The organism is Campylobacter sp. RM15925, from assembly GCF_012978775.1.
Lineage (GTDB): Bacteria > Campylobacterota > Campylobacteria > Campylobacterales > Campylobacteraceae > Campylobacter_A > Campylobacter_A canis.
Genome location: NZ_LIWP01000016.1, coordinates 1 through 20,492 on the forward strand (window position 1 = coordinate 1; position 20,492 = coordinate 20,492).

A 20,492-nucleotide genomic window follows, 5' to 3' on the forward strand; every position below is an offset into this window, starting at 1 on the left:
TATAAAACATTAATAAAAACAAATCTTTCAGCAGAAATTTAATTTTATGCCTTTATATAATATTTCATAATTTTTTTGTAATATTTTATTCTAAATTTGAAGCAGCAAGGGAGTAAAATTTATGGATATTTTTAGTTATGCTAGCCAGTTTTCAGCGCTTATATTTATAATTTTTGTCATCACCATTAGTCCAGGACCTGATTTTGTCATAACGGTTAGAAATTCTATTATGCACGGAAGAAAGGCAGGCATTTACTCGGCTTTTGGTATAGCCGCTTCGATCTGGGTTCACGTAGGATACTCTATCGCGGGGCTTGCTCTCATTATATCTCAGTCTATCACGCTTTTTTATATCATTAAATATTTGGGTGCCGCATATCTTATCTATATCGGCTATAAAACTTTTACTTCTAAGTCTCTTGTTGATATTGATGCAGGCTGTGTAGAAAATGAGAAATTTTCCGCGTTTGAGGCTTTTAAAATGGGCTTTGCCTCCAACGTCTTAAATCCCAAAACGACTATTTTATTTTTTAGCATTTTCACTCAGCTTATCACCGCAAATACCCCTATATGGGTTCAACTTAGCTTTGGGGCTTTGATATCTTTAGTGCATTTGGTTTGGTTTGTGGCGGTTGGTTGCTTGTTTTCGACCGAAATTTTAGTAAGTAAATTTTATAAATTTAAAAAAGCCATAGAGCGATTTATGGGCGCTTTGCTGGTTGGATTTGGACTTAAGGTGGTTTTTGCGAGGGATTGATTTTTGTTAAAATATCTGTGTTTTATACTTAGGTTTTTTCAAATTATGTTTTGTTATGATATATAAAATTTAATACAAAATAGCTATTCTGGAGAGATTGAAACCCCTCCAGAACAAAATATCTTTTTGGCTTGACTTGTTAGCTAAATCCTAGATTTCTTTTAAAATTTTATAAAATATCTAAAATTCTCTCAAGCAAGCTTTTATATGTTTTTACTTAAATCGGCAAGCACTTTTGCTGCGTGCTCTTTGGCTTTTACACTTTTATAAACTTTTAAAATTTTACCGTCTTTGCCTATAACAAATGTTGTTCTAACGATACCGAGATACTCTTTGCCGTAGTTTTTGCGAACTTGCCAAACCCCGTAGGCTTTAGCTACTTCTTTATTCTCATCACTGAGTAAAATATGCTTTAAATTTTGTTTTTGTATGAAGCCTGCATGGCTTTTTACGCTATCGGGACTTATTCCGATTATGACCGTATCTTGAGTGATAAAATCATCGTAAATCGCGCTAAATTCGCAAGCTTCGGTGGTGCATCCGGGCGTATTATCCTTTGGATAAAAATAAAGCACGACGTTTTTACCGATGAAGTCTTTTAAATTTACACTTACTCCATCTTGATTTTCAAGGCTGAAATTTGGCGCTTTATCACCTGTCGCAAGCGTTACTTTGCGCTCTATATCCTCTTTGCTAAATTCACTCTTTACTTCGCAAGCTTCTTTTTTCTTGCAACTCATTTTTTACTCCTTAAATCCTCTAAACTAAGTCCGCTTTTGCCGATACTTTCTGCTTCAAGTGTTTCTATCATCACAAGCACCGCAGCAGGGTCTTTACCCAGCGTTCTTACTAGAGTGTCCGTAACTTCGGCGATAATTTGCTTTTTTTGATCCTTGGTAGGCTCAGGTGCTGAAACTTTGATATTTACGAAAGGCATCTGTTCTCCTTATAAAATTTGAAAAATTATAGCCAAATTTGATTTATTAAAAGTAATGTCAGGCAAATTTTAAAAATATTAAATAATTTATTTTTAAAACTTAAATCTAGTTATTCATTTTAATAATATTTTAAGAAAATAAATAAAATTTGGACAAAAAATAAGAAAAACGAGACTGTTATTTGATATTTAAATTCATAAATAAAACTCAAAAATGACGATATTGATTGTATTTTTAATGCTTAATAAATATAAAATATTTTTATTTTTTAGCATAGTTTGTTATTTCAGGATAGAACTTAAGCCATTTGATATAATTAATTTAAACAATATCTCAAACCATATTCATAGGAGGATATAATGAAAAATCAAAATCTATCTAGAAGGGATTTTGTTAAGATTAGTGCGGTAGGCGCGGGTATGCTGGCGCTAGGTGGCGTTAATGCAAATGCTGCTATGAACGCTAAAGACGTTAAATGGGATGAGGAATTTGACGTTGTGATCATTGGCTCGGGCTTTGCAGCTTTGGCTGCAGGTATAACGTCTGCTAAAAAAGGCAACAAAGTAGTCTTGCTTGAAAAGATGGGTCGCCTTGGAGGAAATTCCGTTATCAACGGAGGAATTTTTGCCGTGCCTAACAGCGATTTGCAGATAAAGGCGGGCATCAAAGATAGCACTGAGCTATTTATGAAAGACTCTTTAAAAGCAGGACGTGGTATCAACCACAAAGAGCTTTTAGAGATAATCGGACAAAGAGCGCAAGATGCTTATAAATTAACACTTGACTGCGGTGCGAAATATATCGACCAAATCACTCACGCAGGCGGACACTCAGTGCCAAGAAGCTTGCAAACCCAAAACGGAAGCGGTGCGGGTATAGTGCTTCCGATGATTGAAACATTTGAAAAAATGGAAGGCGCAACTATCAAAAAAAGAACTAAATTTGATGAATTTATCTTAGATGATAAAGGTGCGGTAATCGGTGTTATGGCAAGAGAAAACTATAAATTTGACGGCAAATTATTAAGCGATGATACCGAAAATAAAAGCGGCGACGTGAAGTATTTTAAAGCTAAAAAAGCGGTTGTTTTGGCAAGCGGTGGATTTTGCCGAGATAAAGTCTATAGAAGACTTCAAGATCCAAGAATTACTCCTGAGACCGATTCTACCAACCAACCCGGCTCAACTGCGGGCGGACTTTTAGCGGCGTTTAGAGTGGGTGCATATCCTGTTCAACCAAGCTGGATACAATACGGACCGTGGGCTTGCGCTGATGAGCCTGGATTTGGCGTTGGATCTATGTTTAACGTAAACGGTGCGTTTATGTTTGGAATTTCCGTAAATCCAAGAACAGGTAAACGCTATATGAACGAGCTGGCAGATAGAAGAACCAGAAGTGAAGCGATGTTTAAAGTAATTTATGAAAAAGGCGAGGACGACAGAAACTATCCTATAAATTTCTGCGACTCAAGAGCGCTTACTCACATGCTTCCTGTGCATTACGAAAAAGCTCTTGAAGCCGGACTCGTGAAAAAATTTGACACCCTTGACGCGCTTGCGGCTGAATTTAAAATCCCTGCCGATGAGCTTAAAAAGACAGTTGAGAGATATAACGGCTTTGTAAAAGAGGGCAAAGACGCAGACTTTGGAAAACCTGTAGATGCTAAAACAACAAAGGGTATAGATATTTCTGTTGCACCATTTTATGCGGTTAGAGGGGCTCCGAAAGTTCACCACACAATGGGCGGATTAAAGATAAATACAAAAGCGCAAGTTATATCTTCTGTGACAAATGAGCCGATTCCAAATCTTTATGCGGCAGGAGAGGTTACGGGCGGTACTCACGGAGCAAGTCGCCTAGGAAGTAACGCGATTACCGATTGTTTGGTATTTGGTATGATTGCCGGAGAAAATATCTAAATTTATCGGAGAGATATTGATGCAAAAAAAGATCTTAATATTAATTAGTATCTTTTTTATGGCTATATCGAATTTATCGGCAGCTGACGGCAATGCAACCAAGGTTGCCGATAAAAATTTAGGAATGACGAAAGAGCTTTTAGAAAAATATCCCATCAAGGATCATCACAGCGTGCTTATGTTTAACTGCTTAAATTGTCACGCAGAGCAAGGAGACGATCCTCAAAAATTTAAAGATCCGGGAGAGAGATCCTGTCTCGCCTGTCATAAGAGTAAAAAATACATGGCAGAGCGCCTTGCTTACATGGATCTGCTAAAAGCCAATCCTCACAACTCCGTTCATGACGGTCCGAATTTATACTGCGACGAGTGTCACAGAGAGCACAAAGAGTCGGTAAATATGTGCGACGAGTGTCATGAGAGGGAGGTTAAGCAGTGGATGAGGAAGACGCCATGAAAAAGATTTTATTATGGGTAGTTATCGGAGGCTTTTTGGGTCTTGCCGCTTCATACGTAACTTACGGAGCGCTGAAGGCAACTAGCGATGAGAAATTTTGCGTAGTTTGCCACGAGATGATACCTATGGCGATAGCTTATAGAAAAGATGTGCATGGCGGAGCGGGTAAGACGGGAATTAAAGTTGATTGTGTGGATTGCCATTTACCGCATGATAGCCTTGTGAATTATATCTACACTAAGGCTAGAAACGGCGTAGTAGAGGGGTATAAGCACTTTTTTACAGATGATTTTAACAAAACCAGCCCGTATTGGCTTGCCAATATGAAGCATAGAGCTAGGTATGTGTTTGATGACGGATGTATAAAGTGTCATCCAAATTACTTAACCAACGAGCAATTCTCTAAAAAAGCCATAGAGATGCACGAGCATTACGTAAGTTTGCTGGATACGGAAAATAAAATAGGTTGTGCAAGCTGCCACTTGGAAGTGGGGCACAAAGGCTTAAAAACCGTGCTTCAGTACTATTCGCCTGAATTTAAGCTTTACGAACGAAAGGCTATAAAAGAGGTTGAGAAGCTTGAAGCGGAGTATTTTAAAGAAAAATAAACCTAACCCGATAAGCCAAACGCTTGTCGGGCTTATCCTTTATCTTTTAACAGGGTGGATTTACCCACCAAAAACCCTTTTTGAAAGCTTAAATTTGATATAATCAATCAAATTTAAAAGGTTGTATTTGAAAACCCTACTTGAGCTTGAAAAAGAGCGAAAGCTCATACTTTCTAAATTTTTCTCATATCGCATAGCGGCTACTTTTGCGATATTTATCTGCGTTTTTTACGTCCTTAATCAAATTTTTACTCAAATTCCGCCAAGTATGCATATAGGCTTTTTGCAAGGTAGAAATTTAGGTCAAATTTTAGCTCTTGCAATTTCGCTTTTTCTTGCTTATGTGGCTTATGGTAACCTGTTTTTTTATTTTGCCCAGCAAGAAAAGCACGAATTTGCAAGGAAGTATAAGAAATTTTATCTTGAAAGCTATCTTAATTCGCTTGGGTTTAACTACGACATGCATAGCCACGTAAATTTATTTTATATAATGCAAAGCAGGCTGTTTTTTATCATCACAAAAGATTATGGCAATGACCTGGTAAGCGGTGAGATAGACGGCGTGAAATTTAGCTTTAGCGACCTTACGCTTGAGGGTAAAGACAGCTTTGTAAATCCGATCACGGGCGAGAGTGACGATAGGGCTTTGATGTTTTTTAAGGGGTTATTTTTCGTAGCTAGTTTTAATAAAAAGATAGATTCAAAGACTTTCGTGCTATCTGGCGGCAAGCCCGATGAGCCTTCGGCTAAAGAAATCATCGTCGATAATGCTGAATTTAACGAGCTTTTTAAGGTATATACGACCGATATTCAAAACGCGATGTATATCTTAACTCCTGTGCTAATGGAGTCCATAGTAAAGCTTGCTAAAAACATGAGAGTTCCTATCGGAATAAGCTTTGTTGCAGAGAGAATTTACATCAAGATAAATAGAGGCATCGATAGCTTTGAGCCTGATATCCATCAAAGTATCGTTAGTAAAAATTTAGATAAAAGGATCGCGGCTGATCTAAACAGCCTTTTTAACATCATTAGAATTTTAAAACTAAATCACATATATAACTGAACCGAAAGGAAAATTATGAATAAATTTGCACGAATTTTAGCTTCTTGCACGTTTTATGCGGCTACTTTGCTTGGCTTTGAGGGGTTTGACGGCACGTATCTGGAGCATAAAGACTGGCTTGTAGTTTGCGATAACACCGGCGCTTGCAGGATCACGGGCTATCAAAGCGATGAAGACAGAGGGCTTGTTTCTGTTATGTTTGCCACAGAAGCGGGCGAAGAGAGTGAAATTTACGGATATGTCCAGATAAATGACGATAGAGTCGATATAGATAAGGATAAAACCGCTGAGCTTTTTATAGACGGCAAAAGCTACGGCACGGTTGATATAACGCAAAGCGGAGATGATACGGCAAGGCTTGATGAAAAGCAGATAAAGACTCTCGTAAAAGCGCTTAAAGGAAACCCTAAAGTTGAGTTTAAGATAAGGGATTTTACTCTTGTTTTATCGCCAAAGGGCTTTAACGCTGTCTGGCTAAAATCGCTTGAGTATCAAGGAAGATTAGAGGGTATGAAGCCCTATGAGCCAGCAGAAGCGCCTGTCATAAACGCGGCTGCTACGATAGGCGATGAAAAGACTATAAGGATAGGCGAAGCGAGTTATGAGCCGATATATAAACTTCTTCAATCAACTACAAATAAAGACGACTGCTTTAGTATGTTTTACGATCACGGACACAGCGATATCTGGGTGCATAAGCTAAACGAAACCCACTCTCTTGTGCAAACTCGCTGCTCTATGAGCGCCTATAACGAATCTGATTTGTTTGCGGTCATGGATGCGGGGCTTACTAAAGTGATTCAGACCTTTGATAACGACTTAAATGAATACTATAAAGGCGAGCTTAGAGCAAATCAAAAGATAAGAGGAGTAGGGGACTGCTACTACTATCGCACCGAAGTTTGGGACGGAGAGAAATTCGTAAGAGCTAGCGAGGGCACAACCGGGCTTTGTAAGGGTGTAGCAGGCGGTGCGTGGCGGCTTCCAAGATATACAAGCGATGTTGTATGGCAAGATGAAAGAGAGCAATTTTAACCTCAAATTTATCATCTCTTTTGTAGTATTTTGCAAGTCATTAGTAAGAAAGGAAGTTGCATGAAAATACTAAGCAAATTTGTGCGAATTTTAGTTGTCTTTGGACTTTTGAGCTCCTTTGCGGCAGCGTTTGAGGAAAATAAGGATTATTTGGTTCTTGATAAGCCTTTAAATGTCGGACAAAACGTATTGGTAAAGGTTTTTAGCTACGGATGTAAGTACTGCTACCAGTTTGATAAATCAGTTACGGGGAAAGTTGTAGCTAGTATCCAAGGGCTTGAATTTAAACCTTATCATCTAAAGACTAAGGGCGAATTCGGCGAGACCGTAAGCGGAATTTTAGCCGCTATGATGGCGCTTGACGAGCAAAGCGGAGTCGGTCTTTTTGACGATAAATCAAAATTTAAAAAAGCGAAATTTGCTATTTATAGAGCTCAACACGATAAAGGCGGTTTAAAAGGCGACAAAAGCGACGTGATCAAGCTTGCTTTAAAAGCCGCGGGCGTGAGTGAAAGCGATTATGAGAAGGCTTTAAATTCGCCAAGAGCGCAAGAGATTTTAACTAGCTGGGATGACGGCTATGATATTGCCGTTATTAGCGGAGTGCCAGCGTTTGTGGTAAACGGCAAATATTTGATAAATTTAAGCTCGGCTACAAGTATCGATAAGCTAAGCGAAATCGTCAAATTTCTTATAGCTAAATAAGTCTGCGCCATGGTTGATTATAATAGAGAAAACAAAGGCTTTGTCTGCTTTGTTTATAATTTACAGCGCACGATAATTCCGTGGGCGATTTTGCTTGCAGTTGTGCTTGGTCTTTTTGCGCTTAGCTTTAGCTTTGCAAACAGTTTGCTTTTGGTTCAGCTTAGATTTGCGCTTATTTTTATCGCTTTTGGCGCGATTATAGCGATGATAAATCCAAAATCATTCATCGTAAAGCTTGTTACATATGCGTTTATATTTTTGGGCGTGATTTTTGGTCTTAGCTACTCAAATAGTGCCGAGAATTTTAACATCCACGAACTTACGGTGAGTTTTCCGTTCGGTCTTGAGCTTCATAAGATGTTGCCTGCTGTTTTTGCGCCAGATAATGCAAATTTCTTTGGCTCAAATGAAGCAAGAGATACAATATCTCTTTTTGGATTTGGCTCTTTTGCTCTGATTGGAGCGGTGTTTTTGGTCATGATCTTAAGTTGGTTTGTTTACAACGCAAGAAGTAGCGAGATAAATCCCATCTAGCATCAAAATTTGATATTTGATAGCCCGCTAAATTTAATTAGCCAATGTTTTTGCCCGTTTTGTTTATGAATCGGGCAAATTTCTTTTAAATTTCCAATAAAATTTTGCAAGCCATTTTACTCTTTTTGGCTTGCTACTAGGATGTACCCCGCTTCTGAGATATTTTTAAATTTTATCCCAAGTTCTCGCTTTAGACGCAAGATGATATTTTGTATAGCACCCTTGCTCACAACCTCGTTTTCATAGACGAATTCCTCTATCATCTCGTAGCTAACGAGTTTGTTTAAGTTGTACGCAAAGAGCCAGAAAAATTTATTTTGCAAGTATGTCAGATAAATTTCCTCTCCATTTTTATAAATTTTCTCCTCTTTTAAATTTATACTTATTTCGTCGCTGATTTTGATTAATTTTTCGTCTTTTTCGTAAGTTAACGCAATTATCATTGAGCGAAGATCTTTGATGTCGATAGGTTTTTTTAAAAATAGCGCAGCGCCTTGTTCTATGCTTTTTATCAAGTTCATATCCGTATCGTAAGAGGTAAAGACGATGAATTTTTGATGAGGTTTAAGCCTTGAAATCTCTTTCATCATCTCAAATCCGTTCATTATCGGCATATGGATATCCGTTATGACGATGTCTGATTTTTGTTTTTTAAAGCATTCAAGCCCCTCGCATCCATCCGCGGCGACTCTAACGCTAGCACAATACGGCTTTAGCCCGCTTGCTATGAGCTCTCTTGACATATCGTCGTCTTCAACGATCAAAATCGATAGCTTTTTTAGTAATTTTAAAGATTCGTTATTCATTTATCGCCCTTTAAATCAACATCGAAATTTAACTCAAATACCGTAGGAAGCGCTCTATTTACAAGCTTAATATCGCCGTTTATCTTTCTGTTGGCAAGCTTTTTAGCGAAGTACAGCCCTATGCCGCTGCCTTGTTTTTTGGTGGTTTTTGGCTCGTCAAATATCTTGCGGCTCATCGCTTCGCTTACCCCGCTTCCAAATTCGATGACCTCTATATAGCACCTGTTTTCATCGAATTTTACATCTATTTGCACTCTTCTTGACTTGATATCGTCTTTAAATTTATCCACCAAAGCGTCTTTTGCATTGTGGATTAAGATAAGTAAAATTTGCTGGATTATATTTTCTATCTGATTTACTTTTTTATCTTCAAATTCGCTTAAAACCACATGCACATTGGCTCTTGTAAGCTCGGTGTGCATAAGAGTTAAGAGATTTTTAATGCTCTGCTTGACGCTAAATTCTCTTATGTTTTCGCTTGTTTTGTAAAAATTTCTAAAGATATCTATGGTATTGCTTAGTAGCAATATGGACTTTTGCCCTTTTTCAAGTATGTTTTGCAGCATCTGCTCGTCAAGATTGCCTTCTCGCTTTAGCATAAGCAATGTTGATATGGCTAAATTTAGCGAATTTACGGGCTGAATGAACTGATGATTTATCCCGCTTATGAGCTCGCCCGCTTCGCTCATCTTGGCTTTGTGCGCAAGAATTGCTTCGTATTCATCCTGACGCTTTTTGATCTTGGCATACATAAAGTTATGAAGCGAGTTTGCGATAAAGGCAAGCGCGATAAACGCAAAAAGTAACGTAAGTGCGTTTTTGGTCGTTGCTTCAAGAAGCTCTTTTGTCTCTTTTGCGTTGTCCGTGCCTGCGCCTATGAACCAATTAAGCGAGGGAATTTCCGCTATGGATATGAAATTTGAATCCACAACTATACTGCTTATGTCCTCGTCTTTTAAAAACAGCTCTTGAAATTTATCCTCAATTTGCGCTTTGAACTTTTCATCTTTCATCTTAGTTAAAATTTCGCCGCTGTGCGTTACGATAAAGGAGTACGAGTTGGGAGGAAGCTTGAAGTTGCTTATGTTGTCAAATATGCTTTTTACTTTGACTACTCCGCATAAAACGGCTGCAAATTTACCGTTTTTGTAGTTTGGTACGCATAAATTTAAAGTCTCTTGCTCTAAAATCGTATGCTCGGGCATGAAATTTACCGTAGGTTTGTTGCTATTTTTTGTCTCCAGATACCAGATAAGGCTTAGTCTGGAATTTATCTCTTTAGGGCTTTTTGGAAATTTCTCGCCGTTTATATAGATCTCTCCGTCATCTTTTAAAAGCTGAACTAGATCAAATTCACTCAAATCGCCCAAAAAGGCTTGAGTAAATTTCTTAATACTCTCTTCATCATCTAATATATCGGCATTTTGTATAAGCTTAGAGGCTTTAACAAGAGAATTTATCCTCTCATCAAGCCAAATTTGAAATATCTGCACGATGTTTTCACTGGTGGCTATTTTGTTTGTATTTGAAAGGGTCTCGATGTGGTGTTTGGCGTTTTTATATACGTTTGCGCCAAGAAGTATCACAAACAAGCTGGATAGGATTATGATGATATAAATTTTGAAGTTGTATTTGTTGAATATATCAATACCCACCGGACTACTCCTTGTTTAGGCAAGCAGTATATCTAAAAAGGTCTGAAAATTCAGACCTTTTATTAGATTATTTAGGGTTTTTAACTAAGGTTATGACTTTAGATACCGCCATTGCAAGCAGGATTATAAAGCATAGACCAAAGCCAAGAAGCGTGCAGTCCGCCATTGACATGAAGTGCTTTGAAGGGATTAGATACCAGCCGTCTTGATATAAGTCTACAAGGTATTTTTGTAATCCGCTTAATGCCACTCCGTCGGGAACTATAGGGTTATCGTATCCGCAATCTCCCGTAGGCAAAAACCAGTCAGGCGCCCATTTGTGAAGCGGTAGGTTAAACGGATATACGGGATCCGTTGAGCATCCTTGAACTCCAAAAGGATCGTCGCTATGAACCGCAGTGTGAATTTTGGCTAGCTTAACGCTATACATTATCCCTTGGATCGCTCCCCAAAACGCAAACACATATCCTATAAACGCAAGAACTAAATTTTTAGGATTGATAGCCGCTACCAAACCGCCAAATGCCATACATAAAAAAGCAAATCTTATATATACGCACTGTTCGCAAGGTGGCATATAGACGTACTTTTGAAAGAGCGAGTGCGCCAGCAAAACCAGCGCAATGCTCGCAAAAGCCATCAGCAACCAAGGAAATCTAGTATCCTGCCAAGCTGAAATTTTATTTACTATATTCATCTTGAAAGCCTATTTTTTAAGCAACTCTTCTATAAGCTTGGCAAAGCCGTCTACCGAAGTGATAGTGCTTGTGTAGATAAGGTATTTGCCGTCTACTACAAACGCTGGAACGCCTTGAATTTTAGCCACTTCGTAAGACTCGTCCCATTTTTTAAGAAGTTCGATTACTTTTGGATTTTCAAGCTCTTTGTTGTATTCATCCATGCTCATTCCGGCAGCATCAAGCCCTGTTTTTATGAAGGCTTCTGGATTTTTGCCGTCGTTCCATCTCTCTTTTTTGTCGTGATATGCTTTGTAGTAAGCAAATTTCGCTTTTTTGAACATTGAGTTATCGTCAAGTAAATTTACCCCTTTTTCTTGGTCTTTAACTACCAAAACGGCAAGAACTTTGCTTGCAGCCTCTCCGTATTCGGCCTTGGTTTTTAAGTGATACGGCACGTATTTTAGACCGGATACTTTTTCAACCACTTTTGGAGTTACGCTTTTATCGTATTTGTAGCAAAACGGGCAAGCGTAGCTAAAAACTTTAGTTAGAGTTCCTTTCTCTACGCTTAGAGGTTTTTCAAGAACCATATAATCCTTACCTTCTGTAAAAGCGTTAGCACTTACGGCGCCAAAAAGCGCAACTGCAGCTAAAATTTTAGTTGTTTTTGTAAGTAGAGATTTCATCTAAACTCCTTTGGAATAAATTTGATATTGTAATTTTATACAACCGAACTTCCACAAAAATAACACGAAAATAAATTTAAGATAAATTTAGTAGTTAATATTAATATATAAAATTAGATTATATACTTAAAATATATTTAAATTTTTATCAGTTTGTTTTAATGAACCCCATAGACTAGAAGTTGCTTTTTATTAATATCAAAAAAGTTTTTATGTAATGTGTAAAATTTTTAATAAACACTTTTCTCACAACTGAAATTTTATAATCTTTAATATATCTAAAATTTATTTTTTAATTTAATTTTATGCCTATATATCTAAAATTTATATAATCTGTAGGTAGCTATAATCATATAAACAAAAGTTTTTTAAGGAAAAAATAATATAAATTTGTTTTTAAATTTAAGATCTGTATCGGCTGATAAAACTACAACCATTATTTAAAAGCATTTAAATTTATATAATTTTATTAGCCTGATTATTTTTTAGATATTTTGTTGTATTAATTTATAATTAGGTATTTTAGTGATATTTTAATGATAAAATTCAGTTCAAATTTTAATAACTGTTCGCAAATTTAAATTTTATAAGAAGTTTATATTATGTAAAATTATTTAAAGATATTTTAATATTTGTGTGATTTTTATGTTAGTAAATTTTTTTAAAATTACACTAATAAAATTTTATAAGAAATAGTATTAAAAAAGTCAAAGAATCTATCTTGTATTCTATCCTGACAAGTAGGTTTGATAAATTTTACTTTAAAAGTAAAATTTACAAAATCTATAATTAAAGGAGTCCGTATGAAGGCTAGAAATTTACTTTCATCAATTGTTGTGGCAGGGCTACTAGTCGGAGGCTTAACTACTTCTTCTCTTGCTATAGGCGGTCCAAGCGGTCCAAAGAATGATTATCAACAACAAGGCAAGCTTGGAGTTGTTAAGATGAATCCTTACGGATATGCGCCTTTAACAGCTATCATTACTAACGGCGGCTATGTTTTATCAGACGTTAAAGTAACTATTGTTCCAAAACCGGGAGGTCAAACTATCAGCTATAAGGTAGATAACCAAACGGTAAAAACTTACGGTGGTATCCCAGTTTTTGGACTATATCCGTCTTATAAGAATACGGTTGAAGTTACTTATACTAAATCAGCCATGGGCTTTAAGGATGAAACTATTACCGAAAAGTATCAAGTAACGACAGGTGGCATAGGACTTACTCCGTCAGGGCTTACTATGCAAACTGGAGTTCCTTTTGAAAAAGTAACCGTTGTAAAAGCCGATAAGGAATTTGCAGATAGGCTATATCTTATAAACAACGTTCCTGGAAAAGCTCCGGGCAGAAGCTCTCAAGCCGTTTGGAATAACCCTGCGGGCGGCGCTTTGGAGTGGAATGACGCTTCAAATTCATTTATAGTAGATACAAAAGGCGAGGTTAGATGGTATTTTGACTCAGACAAACTTTTGGACTTTGGCAATATCTATAGAACCGGTATTCAAATGGGATTTAGACAAGATAATGACGGAGCTCTTGCTTGGGGCTTTGGACAAAGATATGTTAAATACGATTTGATGGGAAGACAAATTTTTGATCGCCAGCTTCCGCTTGCTTATAACGACTTCTCTCACTCTTTAAATAACGCACAAAACGGCAACTATCTACTAAGAGTCGGCTCATCTAACACAAAACGCCCTGACGGCAAAAACGTTAGAACCGTTAGAGATACGATAGTAGAGGTTGATAAAGACGGATACGTCGTAGACGATTGGAGACTTTATGAGATCATGGATCCTTATAGAGCTGATGCTATCATGGTTCTTGACCAAGGAGCCGTTTGCTTAAACGTAGATGCTTCTCAAGCCGGACATACTATAGGAGCTGACGAGCTAGCTAAACTTGATGAAAATAATCAATTTGGCGATATAGCAGGAACTGGAATAGGCAGAAACTGGGCTCACGTAAATAGCGTTGATTATGATCCAAATGATGATTCTATAGTAGTTTCCAGCCGCCACCAAAATGCGATGGTAAAAATCGGACGCGATAAGAAAATCAAATGGATAGTCGGTCCTCACAAAGGTTGGGGTGAGAAATTTAAAAAATACCTATTGCAGCCTGTCGATAGCAAAGGAAACAAAATCGTTTGCGAGGACGAGTATAGCAAATGCCCTGGATACACAAACGAAAAAGGCGGATTTGACTGGACTTGGACACAACATACGGCGTTTATTATCGATTCAAAAACAAATAAAGACATCCTTTATCTAGCCGCTTTTGATAACGGAGATAGCCGCGGCATGGAACAACCTGCTCTTGCTAGTATGAAGTATTCACGCGGTGTTGTTTATAAGATAGATCAAAACAAAATGACCATAGAGCAAGTTTGGGAATACGGCAAACAAAGAGGCGGAGATTGGTTTAGTGCGGTTACGAGCCTTACTGAATACCATGACGATAAAGACTCATTGCTAGTTTATTCTGCAACGGCGGGCATGCAGTTTGATTTGTCAAAAGGCGTTCCTGTAGGAGAACCTGCTCCTGAGTTGCTTGAGTTTAAGTGGGGATCTACCGAGCCCGGTCTTCAAATGAAATTTGAAGGAACAGGCATAGGATATCAAGCCATACCTATACATCTTGATAAAGCATTTGACCGCAAAGTTAAAAGCAAAAAATAATAACTACTAAAATTCCCTCCCCCAAGATCTTCTTGGGGGATATGCTAAAAATTTATAATTCAAAACATAGCATAGATTACGCTTAACGGCTGTTATTAAAAACGGCGGATACGACATAAAAGACGCCAAAGTAACTATCGTCCCAAAACCTGGCGGACAATTAATAAGCTATGACGTAGCTAACAAGCACCTTCGCACTCACGGTGGAATTCCCATATTTGGTATGTATGCCGACTATCAAAATACGGTTGAAGTAGAATATACAAAAACTTATAAAGGCAAAGAAGAGAGGATAAAAGAGACGTATAAAATTTACGCTCCGGCTATCTATCTTGAGGCTACGGGACACCCAAGCCAAAAGGGAGCTTTGTTTGATAAGATCGAAGTTATAAAAGCTCCAAGCAAGAAATTTGAAAATAGACTTTGATACTAAAGGCGAAGTTAGATGGTATCTTGGGCCTAGCAAAATTTACGACCTTAAAAAGCCTTTTAACGCAGGCGTTATGATGGGCTTTAAACAAAACAAAGACGGAGCTATCACTTGGGGATATGGACAAAGATACGTTAAATACGATATCTTAGGACGCGAAATTTTTAACCGCGAACTTCCTGAAATGGGGCGACATCGTAGGAAGTGGGCCGGGACGTAACTGGGCTCATGTAAATAGTGTGGATCACGACCCAAGCGACGATAGTATCATCATAAGCTCGCGCCATCAAAATGCGGTTATTAAAATCGGACGTGACAAGAAAGTTAAGTGGATAATCGGCGGGCATAAAGGCTGGAGCGAGAAATTTAAAGGCGCTCTTCTTCAGCCTGTAGATAAAAACGGCAAAAAGATCGTTTGTGAAGATGACTACACAAAATGCCCGGGATATGAAAGCGACACAGGCGGGTTTGACTGGCAATACACTCAGCACACCGCATTTAGAATCGATAGCAAATCCAAAAAAGGTTTAGTGTATCTAACCGTATTTGATAACGGCGACAGTAGAGGATTTGAGCAACCTGCAATAGCGGGCATGAAATACTCTCGTGCGGTAGTTTATAAGGTAGACGAGAAGGCTAAAACTGTAGAGCAAGTTTGGGAATACGGCAAGCAAAGAGGAGCTGATTGGTATAGCTCGGTAACTAGCCTTGCGCAGTACCAAGACGACCTTGATAGTGTATTTGCTTATTCGGCAGTTGCCGGAATGCAGTTTGATATCGCAGCGGGCAAACCTGTAGGCGTACCAAGTCCGCATATTAACGAATTTGAATGGGGCGCAAAAGAGCCTTCAATCGAGATTAAAATGACAAACGCTATGGGTTATCAAGCGTTTCCGTTTAGTATAGAAAAGGCATTCTCTAAATAATACTCCCGATTTGAGCTAAGCGATACTGCTTAGCTCTTTAATTTTCTTTTAAATTTATCTTGAATTTAATGTCCTTATTTAGATTTTTATCTTTGGAATTTTTCTTTTTTATATTCTTAAATTTGTAAATTTTATTTGTAGGTGTCGCTATAGGATTTACTTTTGTATTTACAAGGTTTTAATGGAGCTTTTTCGTGTTTATTTACAAAACAATTAAATTTTAAAGATTATTTTGCTAAACTCCGTAAATTTTACAAGATGAAAGGCACAAGATGAATGCTTCGGAATTTATCTGGATGGATGGAAAATTAATAAAATGGGACGAGGCTAAAGTTCATGTTTTAACTCACTCTCTTCACTATTCAAATGCCGTTTTTGAAGGCACAAGAGCCTATAAAACCGACAAAGGATTAGCGATATTTAGATTGCAAGATCACACAAATAGGCTTTTAAAGTCTGCAAAAATGACAATTTTAAATTGCCCTTATACTCAAAAAGAGCTTGAAAACGCACAAATAGAGCTTTTAAGGGCAAATAAATTTAACGGCAACGTATATATTCGCCCGCTTATATTTTTAGGCTACGGCATAATGGGGCTAGCTCACACAAAAGCTCCTGTTCAAACCGCAATCGCAGCTTGGGAGTGGGGCGCTTATCTTGGTGATGAGGGACTTGAAAAGGGTATTAGAGTTAAAATTTCAAGCTTTGCTAAGCTAAATCCGTCAGGACAAATGAATAGAGCCAAAGCCAGTTCAAACTATCTAAGCTCGCAAATGGCAAATTACGAAGCAAAAGATGCCGGATACGATGAGGCATTGCTTTTAGACGGTGAAGGCTTCGTAGCAGAAGGTCCGGGCGAGTGCTTTTTCATAGTGGAAAACGGAACCATCGTAACTCCTCCAAATGACAATAGCCTAGCAAGTATTACTCAAGATACCGTTATCAAAATTGCAAAAGATTTAGGCTATGAAGTTCGCCGCGAGCGTATCACGAGAGATCAGGCTTACGTAGCCGATGAGGCCTTCTTCACGGGAACGGCTGCTGAGGTAACTCCGATAAGTAGCATTGACGCTAGGGTTATCGGAAGCGGAAGACGAGGTGAAGTTACTAAAAAGCTGCAAGATGCTTATTTTGACGTAGTTTACGGACGAAATCCAAAATACGCTTCAATGTTAACTTATATTTAAAATTCTAAACAAGGATATAAATGCCAGCAGATTTAAATGATTATTTTAAAAAACGAAACTCAAATAGCGGCGGAGGCGGTGGCAATGATAATCAAGGACCAAAGCTAAATTTTAAAACCCCGAATTTACCTAAAAATTTCGGCAAAATGTCAGGACTTGCTTATGTTATCATCGTGATTATAGCGGTCTTAGCCATCACTCAGCCTTTTGTGGTGATAAATTCGGGCGAAGTCGGTATCAAGGCAACTGCAGGTAAATACGATGCGTCGCCTATGCAGCCGGGCTTTCACTTCTTTATCCCGTTTATACAAAAGGTCATCATCGTAGATACGAGAGTGCGCCTTATCAACTACACTTCGGGTGAAGATATGGGCGAGGCACAAAAATTTTCGACCCAATCTCAAGCCGGAATTATTCGCAAAAACTCAATTTCGGTTTTGGACGCTAGAAACTTGCCTGTAAGTATCGATATAACCGTTCAATACCGCCTAAATCCTGAAAATGCGCCTCAAACTATCGCGTCATGGGGCTTAAGCTGGGAAAATAAAATCGTAGATCCGGTCGTGCGTGATGTAGTAAGAAGTATCGCCGGTAAATACACTGCCGAAGAGCTTCCTACCAAGAGAAACGAGATAGCGGCCGCGATTGATGACGGAATTCGCAAAGATATCGATTCTCAGCCAAATAAGCCTGTTGAGTTGCTTACGGTCCAACTTCGCGAGATAATCTTGCCTGAAAAGGTAAAAGAGCAGATCGAGCGCGTTCAAATAGCAAAACAAGAGGCGGAAAGAACTAAATACGAAGTAGAAAGAGCAAATCAAGAAGCTCTTAAAAAAGCCGCTCTTGCTGAAGGTACGGCAAAAGCCGCGATCATCGAAGCAAAAGGTAAGGCCGATGCCGTTAAGATAGAAGCCGACGCTCAAGCTTACGCAAACAGAGAGGTTGCAAAGAGCTTGGATGGCAACTTGCTTGAGCTAAAACAGATTGAAACTCAAGGCAAATTTAACGAAGCGTTACGCGATAATAAAGACGCTAAAATTTTCCTAACTCCTGGCGGTGCGGTGCCAAATATCTGGGTTGATACCAAAGATAAAGCCAAACAGTCGGCTATGGACAGATAAAATAAATTTTGATTCACAGATCGCTAATTTTTAGCGATCTATATCAAATTTTATCGCAGGGCGACTCGCTTTGCGAATTTGATATCGCTAAATTTACTCTAAGCATATATGAGAGGGATTAAATGAAAATCGATTGGGATAAGATTGCAGGGCTTTTGCCCGTAATCGTGCAAGAAAGCGCAACGAACGAAGTTTTAATGCTTGCATATATGAACGAAGAGGCTTTGAATTTAAGCGTGCAAACCGGCTTTGCTCACTACTTTTCTCGCACTAAAAATAGAATTTGGAAAAAGGGCGAAGAGAGCGGCAATATCCAAAAGATCGAGTCTATGTATCTTGACTGTGATAACGACACGCTTTTAATGAAAGTTAAGCAATTTGGTGGAGTAGCTTGTCATACGGGTGCAAAGAGCTGCTTTTTTAAAGAATTTGAGCTTAAAGACCAAGCGAATTTTTGCTTACAAGGAGAATTTAAAGAGGCTAAAAATTTAAACTCCGATTCAAGCTTATCTACAAAGCCAAATTACGACATAATCGATGAAATTTATCATACCATACTTGAGCGCAAACTAAATGCGGACGCTAAAAATTCATACGTTGCAAGTCTTTTTGCAAAGGGCGAAAACGCCATACTTAAAAAAGTCGGCGAAGAGGCAACCGAATTTGTGATGGCCTGTAAAGATGTCTCAAAATACAAGGATGGGGGTAAAATTTTATCTTCGCAGCCTAAGGAAAATCAAAAAATAGAGCAAAATTTGCTTGATGAAATGCTTGAAAAATCCAAAAACGATATAATTTACGAGGCGGCCGATCTGTGCTTTCATTCGCTTGTGGCGCTTGCACTGCACGGAATTCATCCTGAGCGCATTAAAGCCGAACTTGCAAGACGTATGGGTCTAAGCGGGATAGAGGAGAAGAACTCAAGAGATGATAAATGAGCTCAAGCAGGGGATAAATTTTTATCTCACTCATCTTGGATGGATTGATTTCGCCTCTTATGTTTGGCTTGTTTTGCTCTTTTTTACTATCGTTTTTACTTGTTTTTATATCATGTCCAAGCATCCGTTAGTAGGCGTTTTGATGTTTATCTTAACTATCTTTGCTTTCTTATTCGGCGCGTTTTATCTACATAAATTTTTAGATGAAAATTTAAGGCAAAGAAGCGTGCTCATAACCGACACAAAGCAGCTTACATACTCAAATACTTTGATTGTGGATCTAAATCTTACAAATTTATCCGCAAATTCTTTTAAATACTGTAGTATAAAACTTAAATTTTATACTCCATCATCAAATTTTATAAAAAATGAACTAAATAAACTAAAGCCTTTCTTAAAGTCAAATTTAGTGCTAAAAGAGAGCCTTGATGCAGGCGAAACAACGCAAGAGCAAAGCGTGATAGATGGATTTAGATTTGAAAATTACGATATAATAGCTACTTCGGAGTGTTATTGATGGCTGGTTATTTTAATATTTTTCATATTCTTATTATTGTATCTTTACTGTTGCTTTCCGCGCTTTTGATTTATCTTTCGCAACATGAACAAAATAGAAAAATTTTTATCTCTCTTGTCGTTATAAATTTCGTCGTAACTCTTTTAATAGGTGTATTTTTAATGTTTGTTGTTGATAAATACACCAAAAAAGCTGTTCTTGAGAAAGTTACCAATCAGCGCGTTTTGATAAACGAAACTATAGTTTTTAAAGGTGTCGTGCGAAATGTAGGCTCATTTGATATAGCAAACTGTAAGATTATCATCAAGCTTATTAATGATCCGCTCAACCGAGAAAGCCTCAAGGGTGAATCTCTCTTTAAACCAAGCGGACTTTCACTATTTTCTTGGATGAAACTAGGCGATAGCAAAGACGAAAGACCAAATACCGTTGAGTATAAATTTAGCATCGCTAAAAATTTAAAAGCTAAAGAATTTAGAAATTTTAGCGTCTCCATGCCTTATCCGCCTTATTTTAAAAAGCCTACTTTTGTTACGAAGTTAAGTTGTAGCTGAATTGATTTTTTATTTTGCAGTGCCGACACAATTAAACATGTATTTAATAAATCAAATAATTAATATTTTATCACTATAAATTAGTCCATTAAACTTATATATTGCAAATAGTATTACTAAAACATCATTCTTGTAAATTACGTAATTATAGCCATAAGAGAGTTTGTATTTAAAATACGAAATTAATCTATACTATATAATAAGTTTAATATAGATAATTTATATTGATAAAAAATATACATTAAATACTTTACAAACAAATAAAAAACCACTATAATTGGAAAATTTTTAT

The 20,492-nt window shown here is 37.7% G+C and carries 20 protein-coding genes and 1 pseudogene; 15 read left to right on the plus strand and 6 right to left on the minus strand.

From position 1 onward, the window contains the following. Positions 1–121: 121 nt before the first annotated feature. Positions 122–757, plus strand: a complete 636-nt coding sequence (locus tag CDOM15925_RS08715) for a LysE family translocator (RefSeq protein ID WP_169943027.1) — start codon at positions 122–124, stop codon at positions 755–757. A 203-nt stretch (positions 758–960) separates the two neighbouring features. On the opposite strand, the gene bcp is transcribed toward CDOM15925_RS08715, so the two are convergent. Then, positions 961–1,497 (minus strand): thioredoxin-dependent thiol peroxidase, encoded by a 537-nt coding sequence (gene bcp / locus CDOM15925_RS08720; RefSeq protein WP_169943028.1) that lies wholly within the window; start codon positions 1,495–1,497, stop codon positions 961–963. After that, positions 1,494–1,694: a tautomerase family protein gene (locus CDOM15925_RS08725; protein WP_169943029.1), complete on the minus strand. Its 201-nt coding sequence runs from the start codon at positions 1,692–1,694 to the stop codon at positions 1,494–1,496. Before CDOM15925_RS08725 ends, bcp begins: the two co-directional genes overlap by 4 nt. Before the next feature lie 360 nt (positions 1,695–2,054). On the opposite strand from CDOM15925_RS08725, the gene CDOM15925_RS08730 reads away from it, so the two are divergent. The 7 genes from CDOM15925_RS08730 (at position 2,055) to CDOM15925_RS08760 (ending at position 8,019) form a co-directional block, all read left to right on the plus strand. Continuing rightward, positions 2,055–3,614 (plus strand): flavocytochrome c, encoded by a 1,560-nt coding sequence (locus tag CDOM15925_RS08730; RefSeq protein WP_169943030.1) that lies wholly within the window; start codon positions 2,055–2,057, stop codon positions 3,612–3,614. Positions 3,615–3,633: 19 nt separating this feature from the next. After that, positions 3,634–4,071, plus strand: coding sequence for a cytochrome c3 family protein (locus CDOM15925_RS08735; RefSeq protein ID WP_169943031.1), 438 nt, complete (start codon positions 3,634–3,636; stop codon positions 4,069–4,071). Then, entirely contained in the window at positions 4,068–4,679 is a 612-nt protein-coding gene (locus CDOM15925_RS08740) for a cytochrome c3 family protein (protein WP_169943032.1), read from the plus strand. The genes CDOM15925_RS08735 and CDOM15925_RS08740 overlap by 4 nt, the downstream gene beginning before the upstream one ends. Before the next feature lie 127 nt (positions 4,680–4,806). After that, positions 4,807–5,745, plus strand: coding sequence for a DUF3137 domain-containing protein (locus tag CDOM15925_RS08745; RefSeq protein WP_169943033.1), 939 nt, complete (start codon positions 4,807–4,809; stop codon positions 5,743–5,745). A 15-nt stretch (positions 5,746–5,760) separates the two neighbouring features. Then, positions 5,761–6,780: a DUF1176 domain-containing protein gene (locus CDOM15925_RS08750; RefSeq protein ID WP_169943034.1), complete on the plus strand. Its 1,020-nt coding sequence runs from the start codon at positions 5,761–5,763 to the stop codon at positions 6,778–6,780. Positions 6,781–6,840: 60 nt separating this feature from the next. Beyond that, complete coding sequence (locus tag CDOM15925_RS08755) at positions 6,841–7,485, plus strand: thiol:disulfide interchange protein DsbA/DsbL (protein ID WP_169943035.1); 645 nt, start codon at positions 6,841–6,843, stop codon at positions 7,483–7,485. Positions 7,486–7,494: 9 nt separating this feature from the next. Then, positions 7,495–8,019 carry a disulfide oxidoreductase gene (locus CDOM15925_RS08760; protein ID WP_169943036.1) on the plus strand — a complete coding sequence of 175 codons (525 nt, stop codon included), beginning with the start codon at positions 7,495–7,497 and terminating at the stop codon, positions 8,017–8,019. Between the two features lie 116 nt (positions 8,020–8,135). On the opposite strand, the gene CDOM15925_RS08765 is transcribed toward CDOM15925_RS08760, so the two are convergent. From CDOM15925_RS08765 to CDOM15925_RS08780, 4 genes are all read right to left on the minus strand, one after another. Beyond that, positions 8,136–8,825, minus strand: coding sequence for a response regulator transcription factor (locus CDOM15925_RS08765; protein ID WP_169943037.1), 690 nt, complete (start codon positions 8,823–8,825; stop codon positions 8,136–8,138). Then, the gene (locus CDOM15925_RS08770; RefSeq protein WP_169943038.1) at positions 8,822–10,480 is read right to left on the minus strand and encodes a sensor histidine kinase; all 1,659 of its coding nucleotides are present in this window, start codon (positions 10,478–10,480) and stop codon (positions 8,822–8,824) included. Before CDOM15925_RS08770 ends, CDOM15925_RS08765 begins: the two co-directional genes overlap by 4 nt. 67 nt (positions 10,481–10,547) lie before the next feature. Next, positions 10,548–11,177 (minus strand): protein-disulfide oxidoreductase DsbI, encoded by a 630-nt coding sequence (dsbI, locus tag CDOM15925_RS08775; protein WP_169943039.1) that lies wholly within the window; start codon positions 11,175–11,177, stop codon positions 10,548–10,550. A gap of 9 nt (positions 11,178–11,186) precedes the next feature. Next, positions 11,187–11,846, minus strand: a complete 660-nt coding sequence (locus CDOM15925_RS08780; RefSeq protein ID WP_169943040.1) for a thiol:disulfide interchange protein DsbA/DsbL — start codon at positions 11,844–11,846, stop codon at positions 11,187–11,189. 803 nt (positions 11,847–12,649) lie between these two features. On the opposite strand from CDOM15925_RS08780, the gene CDOM15925_RS08785 reads away from it, so the two are divergent. The 7 genes and pseudogenes from CDOM15925_RS08785 (at position 12,650) to CDOM15925_RS08815 (ending at position 20,200) form a co-directional block, all read left to right on the plus strand. Then, entirely contained in the window at positions 12,650–14,527 is a 1,878-nt protein-coding gene (locus tag CDOM15925_RS08785) for an aryl-sulfate sulfotransferase (RefSeq protein ID WP_169943041.1), read from the plus strand. 115 nt (positions 14,528–14,642) lie between these two features. Next, positions 14,643–15,883: pseudogene (locus tag CDOM15925_RS08790) on the plus strand (aryl-sulfate sulfotransferase); the annotation flags it as partial. A 272-nt stretch (positions 15,884–16,155) separates the two neighbouring features. Next, positions 16,156–17,070, plus strand: coding sequence for a branched-chain amino acid transaminase (locus CDOM15925_RS08795; protein WP_169943042.1), 915 nt, complete (start codon positions 16,156–16,158; stop codon positions 17,068–17,070). Positions 17,071–17,090: 20 nt separating this feature from the next. Then, positions 17,091–18,191: a prohibitin family protein gene (locus CDOM15925_RS08800; RefSeq protein WP_169943043.1), complete on the plus strand. Its 1,101-nt coding sequence runs from the start codon at positions 17,091–17,093 to the stop codon at positions 18,189–18,191. Positions 18,192–18,313: 122 nt separating this feature from the next. Further along, on the plus strand, positions 18,314–19,129 hold the full coding sequence (hisIE, locus tag CDOM15925_RS08805) for a bifunctional phosphoribosyl-AMP cyclohydrolase/phosphoribosyl-ATP diphosphatase HisIE (protein ID WP_169943044.1): 816 nt from the start codon (positions 18,314–18,316) through the stop codon (positions 19,127–19,129). Continuing rightward, a complete protein-coding gene (locus tag CDOM15925_RS08810; protein WP_169943045.1) occupies positions 19,119–19,646 on the plus strand; it encodes a DUF2393 family protein in 528 nt (175 codons plus the stop codon). The genes hisIE and CDOM15925_RS08810 overlap by 11 nt, the downstream gene beginning before the upstream one ends. Further along, complete coding sequence (locus CDOM15925_RS08815; RefSeq protein ID WP_249934724.1) at positions 19,646–20,200, plus strand: DUF2393 family protein; 555 nt, start codon at positions 19,646–19,648, stop codon at positions 20,198–20,200. The genes CDOM15925_RS08810 and CDOM15925_RS08815 overlap by 1 nt, the downstream gene beginning before the upstream one ends. Positions 20,201–20,492 lie beyond the last annotated feature (292 nt).

Bases quoted from the DNA above. Each gene is read 5' to 3' on its own strand.
- CDOM15925_RS08715 (WP_169943027.1), top strand. From the start codon at position 122: ATGGATATTTTTAGTTATGCTAGCCAGTTTTCAGCGCTTATATTTATA.
- bcp (WP_169943028.1), bottom strand. From the start codon at position 1,497: ATGAGTTGCAAGAAAAAAGAAGCTTGCGAAGTAAAGAGTGAATTTAGC.
- CDOM15925_RS08725 (WP_169943029.1), bottom strand. From the start codon at position 1,694: ATGCCTTTCGTAAATATCAAAGTTTCAGCACCTGAGCCTACCAAGGAT.
- CDOM15925_RS08730 (WP_169943030.1), top strand. From the start codon at position 2,055: ATGAAAAATCAAAATCTATCTAGAAGGGATTTTGTTAAGATTAGTGCG.
- CDOM15925_RS08735 (WP_169943031.1), top strand. From the start codon at position 3,634: ATGCAAAAAAAGATCTTAATATTAATTAGTATCTTTTTTATGGCTATA.
- CDOM15925_RS08740 (WP_169943032.1), top strand. From the start codon at position 4,068: ATGAAAAAGATTTTATTATGGGTAGTTATCGGAGGCTTTTTGGGTCTT.
- CDOM15925_RS08750 (WP_169943034.1), top strand. From the start codon at position 5,761: ATGAATAAATTTGCACGAATTTTAGCTTCTTGCACGTTTTATGCGGCT.
- CDOM15925_RS08755 (WP_169943035.1), top strand. From the start codon at position 6,841: ATGAAAATACTAAGCAAATTTGTGCGAATTTTAGTTGTCTTTGGACTT.
- CDOM15925_RS08760 (WP_169943036.1), top strand. From the start codon at position 7,495: ATGGTTGATTATAATAGAGAAAACAAAGGCTTTGTCTGCTTTGTTTAT.
- CDOM15925_RS08765 (WP_169943037.1), bottom strand. From the start codon at position 8,825: ATGAATAACGAATCTTTAAAATTACTAAAAAAGCTATCGATTTTGATC.
- dsbI (WP_169943039.1), bottom strand. From the start codon at position 11,177: ATGAATATAGTAAATAAAATTTCAGCTTGGCAGGATACTAGATTTCCT.
- CDOM15925_RS08780 (WP_169943040.1), bottom strand. From the start codon at position 11,846: ATGAAATCTCTACTTACAAAAACAACTAAAATTTTAGCTGCAGTTGCG.
- CDOM15925_RS08785 (WP_169943041.1), top strand. From the start codon at position 12,650: ATGAAGGCTAGAAATTTACTTTCATCAATTGTTGTGGCAGGGCTACTA.
- CDOM15925_RS08795 (WP_169943042.1), top strand. From the start codon at position 16,156: ATGAATGCTTCGGAATTTATCTGGATGGATGGAAAATTAATAAAATGG.
- CDOM15925_RS08800 (WP_169943043.1), top strand. From the start codon at position 17,091: ATGCCAGCAGATTTAAATGATTATTTTAAAAAACGAAACTCAAATAGC.
- hisIE (WP_169943044.1), top strand. From the start codon at position 18,314: ATGAAAATCGATTGGGATAAGATTGCAGGGCTTTTGCCCGTAATCGTG.
- CDOM15925_RS08810 (WP_169943045.1), top strand. From the start codon at position 19,119: ATGATAAATGAGCTCAAGCAGGGGATAAATTTTTATCTCACTCATCTT.
- CDOM15925_RS08815 (WP_249934724.1), top strand. From the start codon at position 19,646: ATGGCTGGTTATTTTAATATTTTTCATATTCTTATTATTGTATCTTTA.